Below are 21,965 nucleotides of genomic sequence, written 5' to 3' on the forward strand. Positions count from 1 at the left end.
TGAAAACAATAAGTGACCGGCTAAACCTGACGCCGATCGAGTCAACGCTGCAATTAGGCGATAGCCACTACATCCAGCAACTGGCTGAACTGATCCAGCACCCGATCCGGGTGACTGTCACTGATCGGCAGGCCATAGTTGTAGCCATAAGTCAGGCCGACAACATAGCATGAGGCCGCCTGAGCCGCCAGAACATCATTACGGGAGTCGCCGACCATCAACATCTCGCTGCAACTCAGGCAATGTTTTTCCATCAGCCAGTGCAGCGCGTAAGGGTCCGGCTTTTTCTTCGGGAAGGTATCGCCGCCGATCACATCGGTAAAATACTGGCTGATCCCGTACTCTTCAAGAATATGCGGCACAAACTGTGAGGGTTTGTTGGTGACAATCGCCATAGGGATCCCTGCCTGATGCAGGGTTTCCAGCGTTTCTGTCACCCCCGGGTAGAGCACTGTCTTCTTGTGACCGCCTTCGCGATAAAAACGGTTAAACATCACCAGTGCTCTTTGATGCAGCTCGGGATCCAGCGCCGGGTCCAGTTCAATGCTCTGACTCAGGGCGCGGCCAATCAGAGTCTCAGCACCATTGCCTATCCAGGTCTGGGTCTGCGCTTCGGTCACGCCGGGTAAGCCCAGCGCTTGCATGGTTTTATCAGCAGCGTCGGCAAGGTCCGGCACACTGTCGAGCAAGGTGCCGTCCAGATCAAACGCGATAAAGGTAATGCCTTCAATTTTCATTAACGCTTCACCTTGGCCAGTTCTGCCCGCATCTCGTCAATCACGGTTTTGTAATCCGGCTGACCAAAAATCGCCGACCCGGCCACAAACATGTCAGCACCAGCCTGAGCGATTTCGCGGATATTCTCCACTTTCACCCCACCGTCAATTTCAAGCCGGATTTCACGGCCAGAGGCCTCAATCTGCTCGCGCACCATACGCAGCTTTTCCAGGGTATGCGGAATGAAAGACTGCCCGCCAAAACCCGGATTGACCGACATCAGCAAAATCATGTCCAGCTTGTCCATCACGTGGTCGAGATAATGCAGCGGCGTGCCCGGATTGAATACCACACCGGCCTGACAGCCGTGGTCTTTGATCAGTTGCAGGCTTCTGTCCAGGTGCTCGGTCGCCTCGGCATGAATGGTGATCATGGTCGCGCCGGCCTTGGCAAAATCCGGAATAATGCGATCCACCGGCTTGACCATCAAATGCACATCAATCGGCGCAGTAATGCCATAATCACGCAGCGCTTTACAGATGGGGGCACCAAAGGTGAGGTTAGGGACGTAGTGGTTATCCATAACATCAAAGTGGATAACATCGGCACCGGCGGCCAGCACTTTTTCAACGTCTTCACCCAAACGGGCAAAATCGGCAGACAAAATGGAGGGAGCGATCAGAAAATCCGTCATGTTCAGCCTCTGTACTTGAGTGGGTTCCCGCGCCGTATAGCTATACGGGGCAGGAAATGGGCAAAATTCTACCCGATATCCACCCCGATGTCTTACCGATTTGTTCCGCAGCCCTCTCTGTGTTTACAGGCTAAGCTAAAGCGTAAGGAAGCGCAGACGACAGGAGTTACTCATGAAGCACAAACTCGCATCAAAGAAAAACAACCTGTGGCGCAGCGTGGGCGCTGCTCTGCTGGGGGTTCAGTCCGATCACAGCCGGCAACAGGATTTCAGCCAGCCCAGTGCCCTGCCCTTCATTCTGGCAGGACTGGTCGCTATCTTTCTGTTTGTGGGAATGCTGGTGATCATCAGTCGTTTTGTGGCGGGCTGAACAGCGCCAGCAGCTCGTCCACTTTATTGCGGCCACCGCCGTTTCGGCTGATCGTGCGTTTTACCCGCACCACTGACAACGCCGCGCCGTGATACAGGCGGCGGGTCAGCGTAGTGTCGTGATTGGAAATCAGTACCGGAATATCACGCTCTGTGGCGGCTTTTTCTGCCACATCGGCCAGTGCCGCCTGATCGTCCAGACTGAAACCATTACCGGCATAAGAGGTAAAATTGGCCGTTGTTGACAGCGGCGCATAAGGCGGATCGCAATAAATCACACTGCCTTTGCGGGCGCGGGAAAAGGTCTGGTGGTAGCCTTCACAGATAAAGGTCGCTTTTTTGGCCTTTTCCGCAAAGTGGTACATTTCTGCTTCCGGGAAGTAAGGCTTTTTATACGAACCAAACGGTACATTAAAGCCGCCTTTCTTGTTGTAACGGCACAAGCCATTAAAGCCATGGCGGTTCATATAGAGAAAATACAGGGAACGCAGGTAGGTATCCTGAGTCTGGTTAAACGCTTCGCGGATAGCCAGATAGGCACCTTTCTGGTTGTATTCCGGGGTGAAATACTGCCGAGCGTCTTCGATATAACGCTCGGGTTCATGCTTAATCACATTGTACAGATTGATTAAATCCGGATTGATATCAGCCAGCAGATAGTCGTCGTAGTCCGTGTTAAGAAACACAGAGCCCGCACCGACAAAAGGTTCAACCAGTTTTCGTGCAGGTGGCAGATGTCGTCTGATGTCCTCGACCAGAGAAAACTTGCCTCCGGCCCATTTCAGAAAGGCACGCTGCTTTTTCATTTGGTTAACCTACCACCCATAACGACTGTCTTTTCAAAGGTGGCGGATTGTAACCTATTTCTCACCTGACCCATACTGCTTGGGGACAATTATCCCCCTAACAACTGAATTACTGCCGACCGGGCGCCATGCGGTTACTGAACCCGGTCGATTTCACGGTGAATCTGCGTATAAGATTTCACCCAAGGCTGCACCGATTGCACTTTCGCCGGTAACTGCGCCTGTGCCCGGCGGGCGGCAGCTACGCTGCTGTAATCACCGGTGACCACAATATACCAGCGCACACCCTGCCGCTGGGTCTGATACACCTGGGCGGTATCTTCAATCCCGTATTCATTGAGGAAACTGCGGGTGGCGTCCAGCGAATGCATAGCGGCCAGCTGCAGCGCATAATGACGGCTATTGACCGACTTGAGGGTATCTTTATCTTCTGCCATTGCTGCCTGCAGGCCGGTCAGCTGCGGTGCTGTTGGAGCCGCGTCTGCCGTTGGCTCTGGCGTCGAAGCGGCGGCGGGAATGCCGGTTTCTCCCCCCTCAGCCGCGGGAGTATTAGCCGCCTGATTGAGAGCGCCCTGGGCTGCCACTGCCAGCTCGCCTGAGCCACCGGTTTCCTGCTCGGTGAGCATGGCATCCACCACATCCGATGGCACCACCACGCGCTGGCCTGCGGTATTGCTGCGGCCAACGGTCAATCCTTCAATCTTGACCGGCTCAGGTAAGATCTCCGCATTTGCCTCAGCAGGTGCGGACGACCCCGCTTCTGCTATCTGGCTATCGCTACTGTCTGTGAGGCCAGCGGCTCCGCTGCCCGTTGCAAGTGGCAGCTCATCATGCTCATCCGGCAACACAGCCAGGCCATCAGCCGATTGCGCCAGCACTTCATCTGCTGCCGTCATATCCGGGCTGAGTGATTCCGTATCGGATTGAGATGATGCCGTCTGATCGGGGAAGTACCAGAACACCAGGCCGGCCGCCGCAATAACCAGCAACAACAGCAAGAGTGCGGCCGGGGAAAAAGCTCTGGAGCTTGTATTGGCCATATTCACCACCTCCGTGTGATTGAGTGCCGACAACGCGCCGGGTGTCGGCGCCACATCCTCCGCCTGCGCTTTGAGGGCCCGACGTTGGTTGGCATCGAGTGAATGGGTGGCCAGAACCAATTCCAGAAACGCCTGTACTTCCTGTTCAGACAGTAAGGGAATTTCCAGCTCCAGTGGCGTCTGTCCCTGACCATGAGAGACCTGATGCAAGGCTTTGGTTAACCGACCAGTCTGACTAAAGAGTAGTACATTCACCTGCCAGTCTGCTGAATCTTGTGCTTTCACCACCAGAGCCCACAGCTCGCCAATCAGTGCCGGACTGAGCATATGGGCATCATCGATCACAAGCAGCAGCTCGACCGGTTTTCCAGCCAGCAGACGCTCAACACTCTGGTGCAGGGGATCACTCTCGTTAAACACTGCGCCCGGGATCAGTTGGTTAAGCAATATGGTTCTGTGCTGGTTGTCATTCTGTGCCGGGTGACACATCAGCAAGGCCTGTCGGGTATTGTTAATACCGTCTGAGTCGGCCCATTGCTCAAGATACCGCTGCGCCAGCCAGGATTTACCGGCCCCGGGTTCGCCGCTGATTTGGATCAAATGGGAGCTGAATCGGGTCAGAAACTGTACCCGGGAAAGCAGTTGGATCTGGCTGTCCAGATCCAGAGACGTCAGAGAAGCGGCTATCGTCATGTATTATTACAACATCAGGGTTCTATCACCTGACGCAGGATATCATTCGGTACATCAGAAACGACCTCAGCACGACCAATTCCAGTCGGTAATACCAGCCTGAGCTTACCTGACAACACTTTCTTATCCCGCATCATGTGCTTGATATAATGGTCAAAGTTCATAGTTTCCGGTGCAACGACCGGCAGGTCAGCTTGCACCAGCAATGAACGGATTTTTTCCGCTTCTGCTGATGTCATCAAACCTAACAGACAAGCCGTTTGTGCTGCTTGTACCGTACCGGCAGCAACAGCTTCACCGTGAAGCCAATTACCATACCCCATCTCAGCTTCAATCGCATGACCAAAAGTGTGACCTAGATTCAGCAGCGCGCGCACACCTGACTCTTTCTCGTCAGCAGCAACCACATCCGCTTTGATCTGGCAGCATCGGGCAATCGCCTGACTCAATGCTTTGGCATCCAGCGCACGCAATTGATCCAGATGTTGTTCCAGCCATTGGAAGAAATCCTGATCAACGATAATGCCGTATTTGATCACTTCCGCCATACCGGCAGCAAACTCGCGGGCAGGCAGGCTTTTCAGACAGTCAGTGTCAATGATCACCGCCTGAGGCTGATAAAATGCCCCGACCATGTTTTTACCCAAAGGGTGATTGACGGCCGTTTTACCGCCGACCGATGAGTCCACCTGCGCCAGCAGGGTGGTCGGAACCTGAATAAAATCCACCCCACGCTGGAAACAGGCAGCGGCAAAGCCCACGACATCGCCAATCACGCCACCGCCCAGTGCTACCAGCACCACGTCGCGGCCGTAACTGCCTTCCAGCAGAAATGTCATGATTTGATTAAAAGTATCGAGGGTTTTGTACTGCTCGCCGTCAGGGAGGTTGAGCAGGGCCACGTCCTTTGCCAGTGGACTGAGCGTGGCCTGCAGTGTGTCGGCATAAAGAGGGGCGACAGTGTCATTACTGACGATAACAACCCGTCGACCAGTCACAGAGGTGAAATAGTCCGGATCAGACAGTAATCCGGTGCCAATTGAAATATCGTAACTTCTCTCACCCAGACTGACTGTAATCCGCTCCATGACTCGTTGTTTCTCCGTCGTTAACGCTCTTCCAGCATTTTGATAATTTGATTAGCAACGACCTTAGCACTCTGGTCGTCGGTACGTACTGTGTAATCCGCTACTTCTTCATACAATGGATTACGCTCTTCTGCAAGCGCTTCAAGCACTTCACGAGGTTTGTCGGTTTGCAGCAGAGGGCGCTTCTTGTCACGCTGAGTACGTGCCAGCTGTTTCTCAATGGTGGTTTCCAGATACACCACGATACCACGAGCTGACAGACGGTTTCGGCTCTCTTTGCTTTTCACCGAGCCTCCCCCGGTCGCCAGGACTATGCCTTGCTCCTGGGTAAGATCGTCGATGACCGCTTCTTCACGGGCACGGAAGCCTTCCTCGCCTTCTACGTCGAAGACCCAGCTGATGTCGGCGCCGGTACGCTCTTCGATCACAGTATCTGAGTCAAGAAACTCCATATGTAACTGCTGTGCAAGGTGTCTGCCAATGGTGCTCTTACCGGCCCCCATTGGTCCTACCAAGAAAATATTTCGTTTTTCAGCCATGTTTAGCAAATATACGCGCGATTAAAAAATAGACAAAACCGCCCACAGGCTATTGATTTACAAGCCTGAGGCGCCAACTTCCTCACATTTCATTCGTGATAAGACCGAAAATTATCTCAGGACTCACTGCTGTTTGGCAATAGCCAGTCTCAGTCAAGCGTCTAATCTCAGCAAAATAAACACCCCCTGCGCCTGCGCCTGGCCTCACTATCGGAGGATTTTCGGGGTCACGAAAATTAATAATTCACGTCTGGTATCACGTTCAAGCTCTTGCCTGAACAGACTGCCCACTAAGGGGATGTCCCCCAGCAAGGGAACTTTACGCACGGCCTGACTGAACTGGTGCTGGAAAATGCCGCCCAGGACTATGGTCTCGCCATTGTCCACCAGCACCTGGGTGCCAATCCGCTGGGTATCAATCGCCACCGCTTCTCCTGTGCCTGTCATCACCGTCTCGCCGGGCTTATTCTGTGTGACTTCAAGATCCAGCACCAGCTTGTCATCCGGGGTGATCTGCGGCGTCACCATCAGGCTCAGCACCGCTTTCTTGAAGGAAACAGACACCGCGCCACTTGACGAGGCTTCGAGATAGGGAATCTCTGTCCCCTGCTCAATATAGGCCATTTTTTTGTTCGTTGTGACCAGTCGGGGGCTGGAAATGATTTCTGCTTTCTCCTCAGCCTGCAGGGCCGACAATTCCAGATCCAGCAGTTGATCCCCCCACCTGGCCACCTGAAAGGCCATTCTGGCAGCGCCAGCCTGAGCGCCAAGGTTCACATTGAGATAATCACTGACATCCGGTTTAAGGTTATCAGCCCCCAGCGCCGCCAGGTTTCCTTCAATGGAACCCCCGAGCGTCACGCTGCCACTGGTATCTAACATCCCCCAACGTACGCCAAGATCCGTGATATCCTTCTCATTCATACTGACAATGCGCGCTTCTATCTGCACCTGCTTGACCGGTTTATCCAAGGCGTCAATGATAGCAAGCAGGGTCTCTATGCTGTCAGCCACTTCCTTGACAACCAGAGCGTTCGTTCTGTCATCCACATGCAAAGCACCATACTCGGTCAGCAACCCCGATTGGCCGGGTTTACCTGCCAGCATGTCCGCTAAATCCGTGGCTTTAGCGTAACGGATAAGAACCACTTCGGTTTTAAGTTCCCCGCCCTGCAAGGGTTGACGGATAGCCTGCGGCTCCTGAGCAGCCATTGCCGCTCTTGGCGCCACCACCATGATATTGCCGTGCCGCTGATAGGCCAGTCCTTTCATCTGCAACACAATATCCAGCGCCTGAGACCAGAGCACATCTTTGAGATTCAGGGTAATATTGCCCTGCACTTCATCGGAAACCACCAAGTTATGCTGCTGGTGTTCAGCCATCACCTGTAATAACTGGCGTACTGGGACATCCTGAAAATTAAGCGACAATCGCTTCCCATTCGCAGAAGATAGTCCCTCAGACCCTGCCATTGCCGAGGCAGTGCCAAGCACAGAGATCATGCAGTATGTCAGCATGAACAGTGCACAAAAAGTATGCATGTTTTTCTTTCCTGAATAATTCTGCTCAGACTGGAGTCAGGAGGGGTTTTCTGGCGCAATCAACCGCCCACCCCGCCGAGACAGATGAAGAATGTGATGAGTCACAACAGGGCAACCGGGCACACCGCGGGTCTGTAAAATTAATCCGGTTTGCCCGGCATCCACGCTGAGTACTCTGACTCTGGGCCCGATAACCTGATCTGGCCTGGCTTTGAACAGCCGCCCGTCCTCAGCACTCAGCAGCGCCGCCCATCCGTACTCATCCTTGACGCTGCCCTTCATCATCAGCCCCTTAACCAGCATGTCGCTTGCCGATGCTTGGCACGCTACAGGTTCGGCCTCAGTCGCCTCAAAGCGCTGAAACGGAGAACCAAGCGGACTGACGTTATATTCAGGCGCCTCTGCCAGACTGAACCCTGTGACGGGCACAGCCACTAACAGCAAAGCAAAGCTGCCCATGCGATAAAGAAAGAAACGGTAAAAAAAGGGGCGGAGGAATAAATGGCGGAGGAAAAAAGTGATCATTGGTGCATCTCCAGTCTCTGCTCATCAGTCAGAATCGTGTCTCCGGACGGCTCAGGTATCTGGTACAGGTGCGCACTTCCAGTGACCCGCAGCTCAGTTGATTGCCCGTCGACAGACTGCATTGTCAGCTCATTGACCACCAGCAGCCAGCGCATGGATGCCAGCCCGGCTAACAATGTCCCTGACGAGTCATAGTCGCCCCGCCATTCAAAGTGCAAAGGCTGCACACTGTACCACTGGTGATTTTCGCTTTTCCCCCAGCGGAGATGCTGCAAGGCTACGTCGGCATCCACACTGAGTATTTCAATTTCCGCCAGTACTTGCGGCCAGGCTGATTTATCTGGCAGCCGGGCAGATTGCTGCCGGTACAGGGCCATCATCTTATCTGTCCGCGCCGACCACTCAGGCAATAACTCCGCCTGTGTGCGTTGCCAGGCAAGCTGCGTCCTCAGTGACCGGGCTTGCTCTTGCAGCTCATACTCTTGCTGGATCACCGCTTTAATACTCCAATGCCAAAACACCAGACTTAGCATCCCCAGCCCCCCCAGACAGGCAACCAACTGATAACGCAGTGGCCAGCCGGGTATCGACTCCAGTGTCAGATCCCGCCAGTCAGTCATGAACATCCCCCAATAGCGGCGACATTAGAGTCATAGTGACGGAAAATCGCTGAAAGGCTCCGTCGCCGGCTGTGAGCGGCTCACCAGATCCCGCCGAGTTATCGCGTTGCACAGAATGCAGCTGGCTGCGACTCACCCATTCCTGGCGCTCGATCCGGGCCAGAAAGTCCGGCAACGCCGCCAGTTGCCGGGTCTGACCGGCCAGCACTATGGCATTACCTTTCAGTGTCAGCCTCTCCAGCCCGGCGGACAGCGGCAGGAGATCAGGCAAATGATTAAGCAGGTGAATCAAGGGAAAACGCGCATGATGCCAGCGACTAACCGCCGCCAAGCGAGACTGGTACATCTGATGCTGACGCTGATAATCAGCCAGTTTGGCAAGATCGGGCGCCAGCGCGAGTATTTGCTGCTGAATGCGATCGTTACTGCTTGTCTGGCGCGCCGTCCGTTCCCCGTAATAAAATCGCAAGCTCCCCATGCTCAATACCGCCAGCACCACTGTCGCCGCCAGGCAGTACCAAAACCGGCGGGCATGCGCGATACGCTGCGCTTCACGCCAGGGCAAGAGATTGACCGGGATCAACATGTCAGCGCCCCTCTGACCGCCAAAGCCGCCGCTCTGGCCCAGACGGTATCCAGCGGCACAGCCACCGCCGTCGAGTTGTGTCGTAAAGGAAACACCTGCCCGGGGGTCAAAAAAGCAACTGGCAATCCGCACGCTTGCTGCCACATTGCCAGTTCCTTGTCAGACAAAGATCGGCCCGTCAGCCACAGCCCGGTTAACGGCGACAGGGAATGATAATGTTGCAGTTGCCGGATCAGTTCCGGTGAGGGCGCATTACCAGACCGGCTCAGCAAAAAGGTACGATGCAGCGGCAGGTTGTGCGAGAAACCAGCGGCCAGATCCGCTTCCTCAGCTCCCAAACAAACCAGCGCAGGATTCGCTCCCATAGCCGTGATTGCCTGCCGATGACAATATTCCAGCAGCCACAAGAGTGTACGTGCCTGCAATTCCATGATCTCAGGTTCAAAACCCGCCTCACGCACACTCTGGGTTCTTGCTTCTACTAGGTGAGTTTTGGCCGCAAAGACCTGAAAGCGCAATCCGCTGTCCGCCGCCTCCTGCCCGGGAGTCGGGGATGGATAATAGTCCAGGCTCAGTGCCTCCGGCTCCATCGACAAGGTATCCGCCAGTATCTTTGCCAGTTCGCTTCCGATATCCTGTCCCCAGCGTTGTTCGAGCGTAAGTTCCCGCTGCACCACCTCACTGTCCGGCAGTGACAGCACAGTGCGAACAGAACGCTTTGGAAGCAGAGTCCGTATTTTACGCAAGGCTGACAACAAGATAGGTCCGGAAAGGCTATTGTGATGGAACCCGCCACCGGGGGACGTCCCGGCAAGTTCTGCAGGAGACAAAACGACTTCAGCGTAATGCAATAACGCAAGCCGCCCTTTATTTTGCTTAAGCACGACCGCCTTTACACTATGGTGGCCGATATCTATCCCGGTCCAGACTGGCTTGTGCAACATGGCGTGGTATGCTCCCCTGGTAAAGACAAGGCAAAATTATTCGAATAAACACCTCTGACGGCGTTAAATTTATTTGAGTTATCTTTATACTACTGACTGAAATAGCGCGGATGGCCTAACGAAGGTGTAACGGGAATTCTCAAGTGAAGTTCATAAAGCGATTATTTATTTTTGCAATCATTTGCATCATTCTTGGAGTCAGCACGATTTTTGGTTTCTACCTTTATCTGAAACCGAATCTCCCTGATGTCGCAACGCTTAAAAACGTTGAGTTACAAACACCTATGCAGGTCTACAGTGCTGACGGCGAACTGATTTCCCAGTTTGGTGAAAAACGCCGCATCCCGCTGACTCTGGATCAAATACCTCAGCAGATGATCAACGCGGTGATCGCAACCGAAGACAGCCGCTATTATGACCACCCCGGCATTGACCCTATCGGCATCGCCCGTGCGGCCTTTGTGGTGGCGACCTCAGGATCGGCCAAGCAAGGCGCCAGTACCATTACCCAGCAGCTTGCGCGTAACTTTTTCCTCAGCAATGAGAAAAAAATCATGCGTAAAATCAAAGAGATCTTCATCGCCGTTCACATTGAACAGCTGCTGAGCAAAGATGAAATCCTGGAACTGTACCTGAACAAAATTTACCTGGGTTACCGGGCGTACGGTGTTGGTGCAGCGGCACAGGTCTATTTTGGTAAAGATGTCAGCCAGCTGACGCTGAGCGAAATCGCCATCATTGGCGGCCTGCCGAAAGCGCCTTCCACCATGAACCCTATCTACTCGCTGGATCGGGCAACCACACGCCGCAATGTGGTATTGAGCCGTATGCTGGATGAAGGCTACATCACCCGGACCGAATTCGAACAGGCCAAAGCAGAGCCAATCGTAGCCCGGTATCACGGTGCGGAAATTGCGCTGAATGCCCCTTACTTTGCCGAGCGCGCCAGAGCCTGGATGCTGGATCGTTACGGCGAAGATGCCTATACCTCCGGTATGAAAGTCTTCACCACTGTCAACCCCAAACTGCAGCGGGCGGCGCAACATGCCGCCATACAAAACCTGATGGATTATGACCAGCGCCATGGCTTCCGTGGTGCGGTAGCCACCCTGTGGATGCCGGAACAGGCGGTGTGGGATGAGCAGATGGTTCTGGATCATCTGGCCAAACAGCCAAGCTACGGTGAACTGGAACCTGCTGTGGTAGTTAAGGTCGGCCAGAAAAACGCGGAGGTCATCCTGCGTAGCGGCCAGCATCAGAATCTGGATTGGGACGGCATGAAATGGGCGCGTCGCTTCATTACCGACTCCAGCCAGGGCCCGGCACCGAAAACAGCCACTGAGATCCTGGCACCCGGCCAGCAAATCTGGGTGCAGCACAAAGGCGAGAGCTGGGTGCTGAGCCAAGTGCCCGATGCCAACACTGCCTTTGTCGCCATTTCGCCATACAATGGTGCCGTACAGGCTATGGTGGGCGGGTTTAACTTCGTACACAGCAAATTTAACCGCGCCACCCAGTCTATCCGCCAGGTAGGTTCGAGCATCAAGCCGTTCATCTATTCAGCTGGCCTCAACTCTGGCATGACACTGGCGACCCTGATCAACGATGCACCGGTGAACAGCTGGGATAAAAGCATGGGCACCGCCTGGCGTCCGAAAAATTCACCGCCGACATACAATGGCCCTACCCGCCTGCGTATCGGTCTGGCGCAGTCGAAAAACGTCATGGCGGTCCGCGTCCTGCAGGATGTCGGGCTGGATGACACCATAAGCTACCTGACCCGCTTTGGTTTCAAGCGTAAAGATATCCCCCGGGCAGAAGCCATTGCTCTGGGTGCAGGCAGCCTGACTCCGCTGGAAATGGTGCAGGGTTTCTCTGTGTTTGCCAATGGCGGCTATTTTGTTGAGCCTTATTTCATCGAACGGGTAGAAGATGCCTACGGCAACCTGGTGTATCAGGCCCATCCGAATGTTGTCTGTAATGATGATTGCCAGCGAAAAGAACAGCTGGCCGGTAACCATGTGGTGGCCAGCCGCGCTGTGATGCATGACATCGCCATCAGTGAAGAAGAACTGGGCCCGACGGGCAGTGCCACTGAAGCCGACCAGCAACCGATTCGTATCGCGCCACAAGTTGTCACCGAGCAGAACGCTTTTCTGGTCCGTGAAATGCTGGAAAGCAATATCTGGGGTGGCGGTGACTGGCGCCACGGCAGCGGCTGGAACGGCACAGGCTGGCGGGGTCAGGTACTGAAACGCCGTGATATCGGGGGGAAAACCGGCACCACCAACGATTCCAAAGATGCTTGGTATACAGGGTTCGGGCCGGGTATCGTTGCCACCGCCTGGGTCGGCTTTGATAATCACAGCCGCGAGCTGGGCCGCACCAGCACTAACCCTAACATTACTGATGATCAAACGGCCGGTGCAGAAGCCGGCGCCAAAACGGCGCAACCCGCCTGGATTGGCTTCATGGAGCAGGCGCTGCAGGATGTGCCGGAACAACGCAAGCAGTTACCGCCCAACATTGTTCAGGTGCGTATCGACCGTGACACGGGCAAGCTGACCAAGAAAAATGACTTTACCTCTATGTTCGAGTACTTCATTCAGGGAAGTGAACCGAAAGATTATGTCGGTGAAGGGGGCAGCGACGGCGGCCTTTTTGAATCCGACAGCTCGGACGAACTGTTCTGACCCACTGTGCTGAACACGGATTCTGAATAAGGAAAAACAAGCGCGCCCCTGGGCGCGCTTGTTTTATCTCAGCTGTCCAGGTGCAGACTGATACTGCGCCTGATCTGCTCTGCCAGCTGCTCATAGCGCCCTTTAAGCGGCGAGCCGGGACGGTAGGCCAGTGTAATCAAACGGCTCGGTTCAGGATCGCAGGCTTTCAGATAGCACACGCCATCCCGCTTGGCCGTGTGAGGCGTTGCCAGCTTAGGCAGCAAGGTAATACCACTGCCGGCCGCCACCATATTGCGCAGGGTTTCCAGGCTGGTCGCCTTGAAACTGCCGTCTTCCTTCGCACCGGCAGCAAAGCAAAACCCCATCGCCTGATCGCGCAGGCAGTGCCCATCCCCCAGCATCAGCAGAGTATGGCCATTCAGCTCCTGCATTGGCAGCTCACTTTTATCGGCCCAGGGATGCCCCTCTGGCACCGCCAACACCATAGGTTCATGGTAAAGAGACAGCTCTTTGAAATGCTCACTTTCTTTTACAGCAGCCAGAATGATGCAGTCCAGTTTGCCTTCTTCTAGTTGCTGCACCAGCACCTGAGTCTGCGCTTCATGCAGATACAGCTCTAACTGGGGAAAAGCCGCTTTAAGTGCTGGAATAATCAGGGGTAATAAATAAGGGCCGACCGTGGGAATAAAGCCGACATGCAGCGGGCCGGCCATACTTTCCCCCTGCTGACTGGCCATCTCTGCCAGTACCTTGACCTCGTGCAGCACCTTTCTCGCCTGAGTCACCAGACTGAGCCCGACATCCGTAAACAGCACCTTGCGGCTGGTCCGCTCCAGCAAAGACACCCCTAACTCGGTTTCCAGCTTACGGATCTGGCCGCTCAGGGTCGGTTGACTGACAAAGCACGCCTCTGCCGCTTTACGAAAATGACGGTGCTCAGACAGAGCCACCAGATATTCGAGGTCTCGGATATTCATCAATCGGTTCCCATTTCATTTAATAGAAATTAACGATTAATAAGATAACAGCAAACGATTAGAGCTATCAATCCAAATTTCGCATACTAGCTCCATCAACAGGAACAAGACAAAAACGTTCCACAAAATATTGAAATTAAAACATCTATCAGGAGAACAACATGTTTACATCAAAAGAAGGTCACGCAATTCCACAGGTTACTTTCCGTACCCGCCAGGGCGATCAGTGGGTTGACGTCACAACCGATGAGCTGTTCAGCAACAAAACCGTTGTCGTGTTCAGCCTGCCGGGAGCGTTCACGCCGACCTGTTCGTCAAGCCACCTGCCGCGTTACAACGAGCTGGCTTCCGTCTTTGCTGCACACGGCGTGGATGACATCCTGTGTGTCTCAGTCAACGATACCTTTGTGATGAATGCCTGGAAAACCGATCAGGATGCAGACAACATTACTTTCATCCCGGACGGCAACGGAGAATTCACGCAAGGCATGGGGATGCTGGTGAAGAAAAACGATCTGGGCTTCGGTGACCGTTCATGGCGCTACAGCATGCTGGTGAAAAACGGCGTTGTCACAAAAATGTTTATCGAGAACGACGAGCCGGGCGACCCGTTCAATGTTTCTGACGCTGATACTATGCTGAACTACATCGCCCCTGATCATAAACTGCAGGAGTCGGTCACCGTTTTCACTAAACCTGGCTGTCCTTTCTGTGCCAAGGCGAAACAAAACCTGATCGACAAGGGTCTTCAGTTTGAAGAGGTGATTCTGGGTAAAGATGCCACCACGGTAAGCCTGCGCGCTGTCTCTGGTCGTAGCACTGTGCCTCAGGTCTTTATTGGTGGCAAGCACATCGGTGGCAGCGAAGAGCTGGAAGCCTACCTGGGCTAATCCATGCCCCAAGGCAGGGCTAAGCGCCCTGCCGGTATTGCACACCCTTGAACTGAATGTCGTTGGAGAGAAAAGATGAAAACCTTAACCGTGGATGTGGCCATCATTGGTGGTGGAACGGCTGGTCTGGGCGCTTACCGCGCAGCCAAAGCGCACACAGACAGCGTGGTCATGATAGAAGGTGGCCCATACGGCACCACTTGTGCCCGTGTGGGTTGCATGCCCTCAAAGTTGCTGATTGCGGCGGCCGAAAGCGTCCACAACATTGAAAAAGCCCCCGCCTTTGGTGTTCATCCACAAGGCGAGATTCAGATCAACGGCAGCGAAGTCATGGACCGTGTCAAACGTGAGCGTGACCGCTTCGTCGGCTTCGTGCTGGAGAGCGTCGATGAGATTGCTGCAGAAGACAAAATCAGCGGCTACGCCCGATTTATCGATGACACAACGCTTGAGGTCGACGGCCACACCCGCATTGAAGCCCAGCGGATTGTGATTGCCACCGGCTCCCGACCTGCCTATCCGGGCGCATGGCATGAGCTGGGTGATCGCCTGGTGATTAACGATGATGTCTTTAACTGGGACGATTTGCCGGCTTCGGTTGCCGTGTTCGGTCCGGGTGTGATCGGACTGGAGCTGGGTCAGGCGCTGCATCGCCTCGGGGTTGAGGTCAAGATCTTCGGTCTCGGCGGCCAGGTTGGCCCGCTGACAGACGATGAGGTCATGTCATATGCCAATACCGCCTTCAATGACGAGCTGTACCTGGATGCCGATGTCAAAGTCGAAAGCATGAAACGTGTTGGCGACAGGGTTGAGATTCAATTCCTCAGCAAATCGGGCGAGCTGGAAACTCAGATGTTTGACTATGTGCTGGCCGCAACTGGCCGTCGCCCGAACACCGACAAACTGGCGCTTGACAACACCAGTGTGGAACTGGATGAGCGCGGCGTACCGATCGCCGATCATTTCACCCTGCAAACCTCAGTGGCGTCGATTTTCATTGCCGGTGATGCCAGCAACCAGCTGCCTCTGCTGCACGAAGCAGCCGATCAGGGTCGGATCGCCGGTGACAACGCCGGCCGCTTCCCGGATATTCGCGCCGGACTGCGTCGCTCGAAAATTTCCGTGGTGTTCACCGAGCCGCAAATTGCCATGGTGGGGGAAAGTCGCCGCGAGATTACCGAGCGGCTCGGTAACTGTGGCTGCTTTGAGGTAGGTACTGTCTCGTTCGAGAATCAAGGCCGTTCGCGGGTGATGCTGCGTAACAAAGGCATACTGAACCTTTACGGCGAACATGGCACAGGCCGTTTTCTGGGGGCAGAGATGATAGGGCCAAATGCTGAGCATTTGGCGCACTTACTGGCCTGGGCACACCAGAGCAAAATGACAGTGGCACAAATGCTGGATATGCCCTTCTACCATCCGGTGATCGAGGAAGGTGTCCGTACCGCACTGCGTGATCTCAACGCCAAACTGCATCTGGGACCTGAAATGATCAAACACTGCATGGACTGCGGCCCCGGCTGTTAATGCAACCCCAATAACATTGACGGGAAACAATCACCACCGCCATAGTCGGTAGTTTAGGGGTGACAAAAAAGCGCCGGATAACCGGCGCTTTGTTATTCACTCACAGTTGCAGTGTGCTTATCAGGCGACGTTGACGCTCGGAATCACATGCTGCTGATCCAATCTGACTTCCAGTGCCACCTCGTCACAGGCATGCTGACGCGGACACATATCGCAGTCTTTCATGACTTTCTCTGGCAGCAGCGATTTTGAGGTCGGAATAAACTCCTGCTTCATGAAAAATTCAGGCACACGCGTCAGCACAAACACCCGCTTGATGGCCATCTGGCTGGCTTTTTCCAGCAAATGCTGTATCAGTGCCTTGCCCTGCCCCTGATGCTGCCAACCGGCCTCAATACCCAGCGAGCGGATTTCCGCCAGACCTGAGTCATAGACATAAAGCGATGCACAGCCTGTGACCACGCCCTGAGTTTCTGCCACCGCAAAGGAGCCGATATCACGTACCAGTTCGTTCCGCGGACGAGGCAGGTTCTCACCCAGTCCGGCCCAGTACGCCACCATACCTTCAATGGCGTCCAGATCGGTAAGGCGTGCACCACGCACTTTCACACCCGGTGCATGGCGTTTCGACAGCCGTTTTTCCGTCTGCGAAATGGCGTGATCGACCTGATTGGGCGCCACGCCGCCCAGGGCACAGCGTTTCTCCAGACAGGATTCAATCGTCAGGATCGGATACACATCCTCGGCAATCACAGGCGAGAAGGCTTGCATCTCCTCCAGCGACAATTCTTCCAGTGCACAGCCTTTCTCGATAGCCGCCACCACAGCCACGCCAACGATATGGTGTGCTTCGCGGAACGGAATGCCTTTGGCCACCAGGTAATCGGCCAGTTCAGTAGCATTCGAATAGCCCTGCATTGCCGCTTCTAAGGTGCGGTCTTTGTTGACCTTGATACCGTCAAAACACAACGCAGCCATTTCCATGCATTCGTGCCAGGTGTCGAGTGCGTCGAACAAGCCTTCTTTGTCTTCCTGCATGTCTTTGTTGTACGCCAGCGGCAGCGCTTTGACCGTCATCATCATGCCCGCCAGTGAACCGTAGACCCGGCCGCACTTGCCGCGGATCAGCTCCAGCGCATCCGGATTCTTTTTCTGCGGCATCAGCGATGAGCCTGAGGTCACCGTATCGGCCAGCTCAATAAAGTTGGACTCGCCCGAGTTATAGAAAATCATGTCTTCCGCCAAACGGGACAAATGCAGCATAGAAATCGACGCCGTCGACAGCAGCTCCATCACATGATCACGGTCAGACACAGAATCCAGGCTGTTGCGGGTGGCGCGGTGGAAACCCAGACTGTGAGCCAGGGCTTCCCGGTCAATCGGGTAAGCCGTACCGGCCAGTGCACCGGATCCTAACGGACAGGTATCTAACCGGTGCAGCGCATCACTCAGACGTGAATGGTCACGCTCGAACATTTCCACATAAGCCAGACACCAGTGGGCAAACGTTACCGGCTGGGCACGCTGCAAATGGGTGTATCCCGGCAGCACAGTAGCCTGATGCTCACGGGCCACCGTAGTCAGCTGGCTTTGCAGGTGATCCAGCATCATAAGTAACTGGTGTCCCTGCTGACGACACCACAGCTTGAGATCGGTCGCCACCTGATCGTTACGTGAACGGCCGGTGTGCAGCTTTTTGCCCAAATCCCCCACTCGGTGGATAAGCTGCTGCTCAACCCAGCTGTGGATGTCTTCGGCGTCAGACTGGAGGATCTGTTGCGGATCCTCCATCACAGCCAGCTTAAGCTCATTGAGTGCCAGCTCCAGCTTCTGCTGCTCCTCTTCGGTCAGTACCCCGACCTGACGCAGTGCTTTTGACCAGGCCACCGAGCCAACGATGTCTTGCTCCGCCAGGCGGTAATCAAAACGCAGGGAATCGTTGAACTGCTTGAACCGAGTATCTGCTGCCTGACTAAAACGTCCGCCCCATAGTGCCATGGTACTTCTCCTTTGCTGTACGACCGACTTGCTCACATGTCTTATTAGTAATGCGCTTTACGCTAGTTAGATTATTTTTTCTGTTCGTTCAGGGCACGGATACGGCTTGCCAGCGAGTACAGGCGGATAAAACCACCCGCATGGCTGTGGTCGTACACTTCGTCTTCTCCGAAGGTAGCGAACTCTTCCGAGTACAGGCTGTTCGGCGAACGTTTCTGAACAGCAGTCACCTGACCTTTGTACAGTTTCAGCACCACTTCGCCATTGACGTCCTGCGCCAGCTCATCCGCGGCAGCCAGCAGCGAACGGCACAGAGGCGTGAACCAACGGCCATCGTAAATCAGGTGCGAGGCTTTCAGGCCGATGCTTTCACGAAATTCAAACGATTCTTTGTCCAGTACCAGTTGTTCGACGGCACGCAGGGCTTCCATCATGATGGTGCCTCCCGGCGTCTCATAACAGCCACGGGACTTGATACCGACCAGACGGTTCTCGACGATATCGATACGGCCGACACCGTGCTCGGCACCTTTTTTGTTCAGATACACCAGAGCTTCATACGGCGACATGGCTTTGCCGTCTACCGCCACAATTTCGCCTTTTTCGATCAGTACAGACACTTCTTCCGGGGTATTCGGCGCATCTTCCGGATCTTTGGTCCATACCCAGCACAGCTCATTAGACTGGTTCCAGGTGTTTTCCAGTACGCCGCCTTCGGTTGAAATGTGCCAGGCATTCGCATCACGGGAATAGATTTTTTCCAGCGTTGCCGTGGTTGGAATCTTACGCTCGGCCAGATAATCCAGCAGGGCTTCACGGCTGCGCAGATCCCATTCACGCCACGGGGCAATCACTGTCAGTTGTGGTGCCAGGGCCGCGTAGGCACTTTCAAAACGCACCTGATCGTTGCCTTTACCGGTACAACCGTGGCACAGGGCATCGGCGCCCACTTCCAGCGCACATTCCACCTGGGCTTTGGCGATAATCGGACGGGCCATTGAGGTACCCAGCAGGTATTTCCCTTCATAGACAGCACCGGTTTTCAGGCTTGGATAGATATAGTCTTTGACCATCTCTTCTTTCAGATCGGCGATATAACAAGCCGATGCACCTGACGCCAGGGCTTTCTCTTCAATGCCGACCAGTTCCTCTTCTCCCTGGCCCACATCGGCCACGAAGGCGATCACTTCACAGTCATAGTTCTCTTTCAGCCATGGAATGATGGCCGAAGTGTCCAGACCGCCGGAATATGCCAATACAACTTTACTCACCTTGCTCATTGTTACTCTCCTTTGTTGCCTGCTCGACGGTCTACCCGTTCAGGCGATATCAATCTTTACTGTTTGAAACATCAAACAAAATAAGGGTAATTTTTATATCCAAACGCCGGGTTACCGCCAGCGTTTGTACTCAATTCTGCTGGTTCAGAGCACAAATCGGGTGCCGATTTGCTCACCGTCAAACAGATTCACCAATTGTTCCGGGTAGCGCCAGCCGGCAATTTCGACTGCACGTCCCAGCCCTTTGGCTGCCTCAAATGCCGCTTTGACTTTGACAATCATGCCGTCGGTAATCACGGCCTGCTGGATCAGCGCATCTGCCTGAGGCTCGCTCAACGAGGCAATCAGATGCCCTTTGCCATCCAGCACGCCACTGACATCCGACAGCAGCACCAGCTCGGCATCCAGCGCCGCGGCTACCGCCACCGCCGCCTGATCGGCATTGACATTCATCAGCTCACCGTCAGCCGTCAGGCCAATCGAGCTGACAATCGGCAGATAGCCTGCTGCTATGATGCCGGACACTAAGTGGCTGTTTCCTGGTGCGGCTTTGCCGACTGCACCCAGCTCAGGATCTAATTCAGTGACCTGACAAAGGCCACCGTCCGCCAGGCTTAACCCCACCGCTTTCACGCCGGACTTAATGGCCTGCCCCTGCAGCATTTTATTGGCCGTGCCCGCCAATGCGCCGGCAATCACGCCAATTTGGTCAGCAGGAGTTACACGTAGCCCCTGCTTTTTAACCGTCGGAAGATTCAGTTTTTTCATCAGGTCATCGACCAGATAGCCGCCGCCATGGACCAGCACCAAAGGCCGGTTGGCCTTGGCCTGATAGGCATTGATGGCACCAAATACTTTTTCCAGCGTGTCGGTGCACGACAGCACTGCTCCACCCAGTTTGATTACTAACGGCGACTGTTCCATCCCGGTTCTCCTCTAACAGCCAGACTTAACCAGCCAGCGCAGTCAATGTCGCAAAACCATTACGAATATTTATGCATTGCATCGCCTGAGACGATGCGCCTTTTAATAAGTTGTCGATAGCCGACGTGAGAATCACATGCTGCCCCTGCACTTTCCAGCCAATATCACAAAAGCAAGTATTAACGACATCCTGCAAACGTGCTGCGTTATTGCCCAGCAAACGCACCGCCTGATTACCCGGCTGGTTATAGGCCGCTTCCATCGCTTCGGTCACCGCTTCCGGGGTCACCCCTGGTGCCAGTTTGGCAGTAATAGTGGCCAGAATGCCCCGTTTGAAATTGCCCAGATGTGGGGTAAAGATGACATCAGTGTCCAGGTGCGCGGCAATTTCCGGCTGATGACGGTGAGTAAAGACACCGTATGCCATCAGGCTGACTTCGCAAAAACTGTTGGTCATGCTGGCTTTACGGCCAGCACCTGACACACCGCTGACCGCATTGATCACAGGCCATTGCTGGGTATCGAGCAGTCCCGCTGCCAGCAGCGGTTTCAGGGCCAGTTGCGACGCGGTCGGATAACAGCCGGGCACGGCCACCAGCTGGGCTGTGGCTATCGATTCAGCATTCCACTCCGCCAGACCGTACACAGCCGCATCCAGCCAGTTCGCGTGCTGATGCGCAAAGCCGTAATACTGAGTATAAAATTCATCGCCCTTCACCCGAAAAGCACCGGACAGGTCAAATACCTGACAACCCGCCGCCAGGAAAACAGGGGCCAGGTCATGGCTGACTTCATGCGCCGTTGCCAACAGCACAATATCGGAAGCCTGTGCCACCGCGGCCACATCCGTCAAAGGTTGCAGTGGCAGGTCAATCTGCCCGCGCAACTGGCCATGCAGTTCACTGATCGCCTTATTAGCGTCCAGACTGTTTTCAGACACATAAAGTCCGGCCAATTGCAGATGGGGGTGTTTATGGACCATAGCGGCCAGCTCTGCGCCGGTATAACCGCTGGCACCGATGATAGATGTGTTCAACATATTGGATCCCGTTGTCATCGTTGTGAAATTCACTATCAAGAAAATATGATTACTGTGATTAGCGTGTGGCGCCGGCAGGCGCAATAGAAAGGTGCCAGAGGCACCAGGCGATAGAGACTTAGCGTCGTCGGAAGGAATACTGCTTGTAATTCATCGCCTGGTTCATACTACTACTGATGGCCTCTGGTCATTCGGATAAAAGGGTTGTGAAACCTGATTCTCTGGCGAGAAAGGTTCGAGCGAACCCCACAGCAGCAGAGAATATTTTTATTCACTTATAATGAATTTTTATATTTACCTTTTCCTGCCTTTTGTGTCAAGTGAAGCAGAAGAAAAAATGCCTTTGCTGGCGCAACACCAGTGTTAAAGCGCACGCTAGAGCTGTAAAGATAAAGAAAGTAAATTACAGGAATGAGACACGTAACGCCCTTATGCAGGATAAACTGGTGGGATTTTGGTCTAAAAAGGGTGCACTTATTGACC

The 21,965-nt window shown here is 54.3% G+C and carries 20 protein-coding genes; 4 read left to right on the forward strand and 16 right to left on the reverse strand.

Features of this window, described 5'->3' with window-relative positions; all coding sequences use genetic code 11:
• Positions 1 to 53: 53 nt before the first annotated feature.
• On the reverse strand, positions 54 to 737 hold the full coding sequence (locus L6J37_RS09440; protein ID WP_192015932.1) for a phosphoglycolate phosphatase: 684 nt from the start codon (positions 735 to 737) through the stop codon (positions 54 to 56).
• Positions 737 to 1,411, reverse strand: coding sequence for a ribulose-phosphate 3-epimerase (gene rpe / locus L6J37_RS09445; protein ID WP_237794872.1), 675 nt, complete (start codon positions 1,409 to 1,411; stop codon positions 737 to 739). The genes L6J37_RS09440 and rpe overlap by 1 nt, the downstream gene beginning before the upstream one ends.
• A 172-nt stretch (positions 1,412 to 1,583) precedes the next feature.
• On the opposite strand from rpe, the gene L6J37_RS09450 reads away from it, so the two are divergent.
• Positions 1,584 to 1,781: a DUF2970 domain-containing protein gene (locus tag L6J37_RS09450; RefSeq protein WP_237794874.1), complete on the forward strand. Its 198-nt coding sequence runs from the start codon at positions 1,584 to 1,586 to the stop codon at positions 1,779 to 1,781.
• Here the strand turns inward: L6J37_RS09450 and dam are convergent.
• The 9 genes from dam to pilM form a co-directional block, all read right to left on the reverse strand.
• Entirely contained in the window at positions 1,759 to 2,586 is an 828-nt protein-coding gene (dam, locus tag L6J37_RS09455) for an adenine-specific DNA-methyltransferase (protein ID WP_192015935.1), read from the reverse strand. The genes L6J37_RS09450 and dam overlap by 23 nt on opposite strands.
• A 134-nt stretch (positions 2,587 to 2,720) precedes the next feature.
• Entirely contained in the window at positions 2,721 to 4,319 is a 1,599-nt protein-coding gene (locus L6J37_RS09460) for an AAA family ATPase (protein WP_237794876.1), read from the reverse strand.
• Between the two features lie 14 nt (positions 4,320 to 4,333).
• Positions 4,334 to 5,407, reverse strand: a complete 1,074-nt coding sequence (aroB, locus tag L6J37_RS09465; RefSeq protein WP_218384420.1) for a 3-dehydroquinate synthase — start codon at positions 5,405 to 5,407, stop codon at positions 4,334 to 4,336.
• A 20-nt stretch (positions 5,408 to 5,427) separates the two neighbouring features.
• Positions 5,428 to 5,946 (reverse strand): shikimate kinase AroK, encoded by a 519-nt coding sequence (gene aroK / locus L6J37_RS09470; RefSeq protein ID WP_027250635.1) that lies wholly within the window; start codon positions 5,944 to 5,946, stop codon positions 5,428 to 5,430.
• Between the two features lie 207 nt (positions 5,947 to 6,153).
• On the reverse strand, positions 6,154 to 7,488 hold the full coding sequence (locus tag L6J37_RS09475) for a type IV pilus secretin PilQ (protein ID WP_237794877.1): 1,335 nt from the start codon (positions 7,486 to 7,488) through the stop codon (positions 6,154 to 6,156).
• Positions 7,489 to 7,524: 36 nt separating this feature from the next.
• Complete coding sequence (locus L6J37_RS09480; RefSeq protein WP_218384424.1) at positions 7,525 to 8,013, reverse strand: hypothetical protein; 489 nt, start codon at positions 8,011 to 8,013, stop codon at positions 7,525 to 7,527.
• Positions 8,010 to 8,633 (reverse strand): type 4a pilus biogenesis protein PilO, encoded by a 624-nt coding sequence (locus L6J37_RS09485; protein WP_237794878.1) that lies wholly within the window; start codon positions 8,631 to 8,633, stop codon positions 8,010 to 8,012. The genes L6J37_RS09480 and L6J37_RS09485 overlap by 4 nt, the downstream gene beginning before the upstream one ends.
• Complete coding sequence (locus tag L6J37_RS09490) at positions 8,626 to 9,219, reverse strand: PilN domain-containing protein (RefSeq protein WP_218384429.1); 594 nt, start codon at positions 9,217 to 9,219, stop codon at positions 8,626 to 8,628. The genes L6J37_RS09485 and L6J37_RS09490 overlap by 8 nt, the downstream gene beginning before the upstream one ends.
• Positions 9,213 to 10,163 (reverse strand): type IV pilus biogenesis protein PilM, encoded by a 951-nt coding sequence (gene pilM / locus L6J37_RS09495; RefSeq protein ID WP_237794879.1) that lies wholly within the window; start codon positions 10,161 to 10,163, stop codon positions 9,213 to 9,215. The genes L6J37_RS09490 and pilM overlap by 7 nt, the downstream gene beginning before the upstream one ends.
• Positions 10,164 to 10,306: 143 nt before the next feature.
• On the opposite strand from pilM, the gene L6J37_RS09500 reads away from it, so the two are divergent.
• Entirely contained in the window at positions 10,307 to 12,856 is a 2,550-nt protein-coding gene (locus L6J37_RS09500; protein WP_192015943.1) for a penicillin-binding protein 1A, read from the forward strand.
• Positions 12,857 to 12,924: 68 nt separating this feature from the next.
• On the opposite strand, the gene oxyR is transcribed toward L6J37_RS09500, so the two are convergent.
• On the reverse strand, positions 12,925 to 13,824 hold the full coding sequence (gene oxyR / locus L6J37_RS09505; RefSeq protein ID WP_027250629.1) for a DNA-binding transcriptional regulator OxyR: 900 nt from the start codon (positions 13,822 to 13,824) through the stop codon (positions 12,925 to 12,927).
• 161 nt (positions 13,825 to 13,985) lie between these two features.
• On the opposite strand from oxyR, the gene L6J37_RS09510 reads away from it, so the two are divergent.
• A complete protein-coding gene (locus L6J37_RS09510; protein ID WP_192015944.1) occupies positions 13,986 to 14,714 on the forward strand; it encodes a glutathione peroxidase in 729 nt (242 codons plus the stop codon).
• A gap of 75 nt (positions 14,715 to 14,789) precedes the next feature.
• Positions 14,790 to 16,241 (forward strand): dihydrolipoyl dehydrogenase, encoded by a 1,452-nt coding sequence (locus tag L6J37_RS09515; RefSeq protein WP_218384436.1) that lies wholly within the window; start codon positions 14,790 to 14,792, stop codon positions 16,239 to 16,241.
• A gap of 120 nt (positions 16,242 to 16,361) precedes the next feature.
• Here L6J37_RS09515 and argH read toward each other — a convergent pair whose 3' ends face one another.
• The 4 genes from argH to argC form a co-directional block, all read right to left on the reverse strand.
• Positions 16,362 to 18,239 (reverse strand): argininosuccinate lyase, encoded by a 1,878-nt coding sequence (argH, locus tag L6J37_RS09520; RefSeq protein ID WP_218384438.1) that lies wholly within the window; start codon positions 18,237 to 18,239, stop codon positions 16,362 to 16,364.
• 71 nt (positions 18,240 to 18,310) lie between these two features.
• Positions 18,311 to 19,519 (reverse strand): argininosuccinate synthase, encoded by a 1,209-nt coding sequence (locus tag L6J37_RS09525; protein ID WP_237794880.1) that lies wholly within the window; start codon positions 19,517 to 19,519, stop codon positions 18,311 to 18,313.
• 144 nt (positions 19,520 to 19,663) lie between these two features.
• Positions 19,664 to 20,443, reverse strand: coding sequence for an acetylglutamate kinase (gene argB, locus L6J37_RS09530; RefSeq protein ID WP_046220340.1), 780 nt, complete (start codon positions 20,441 to 20,443; stop codon positions 19,664 to 19,666).
• Positions 20,444 to 20,468: 25 nt separating this feature from the next.
• Positions 20,469 to 21,482: an N-acetyl-gamma-glutamyl-phosphate reductase gene (argC, locus tag L6J37_RS09535; RefSeq protein WP_237794881.1), complete on the reverse strand. Its 1,014-nt coding sequence runs from the start codon at positions 21,480 to 21,482 to the stop codon at positions 20,469 to 20,471.
• Positions 21,483 to 21,965 lie beyond the last annotated feature (483 nt).

It is taken from the genome of Photobacterium sp. WH77 (assembly GCF_022014395.1).
Taxonomy (GTDB): Bacteria; Pseudomonadota; Gammaproteobacteria; order Enterobacterales; family Vibrionaceae; genus Photobacterium; species Photobacterium arenosum.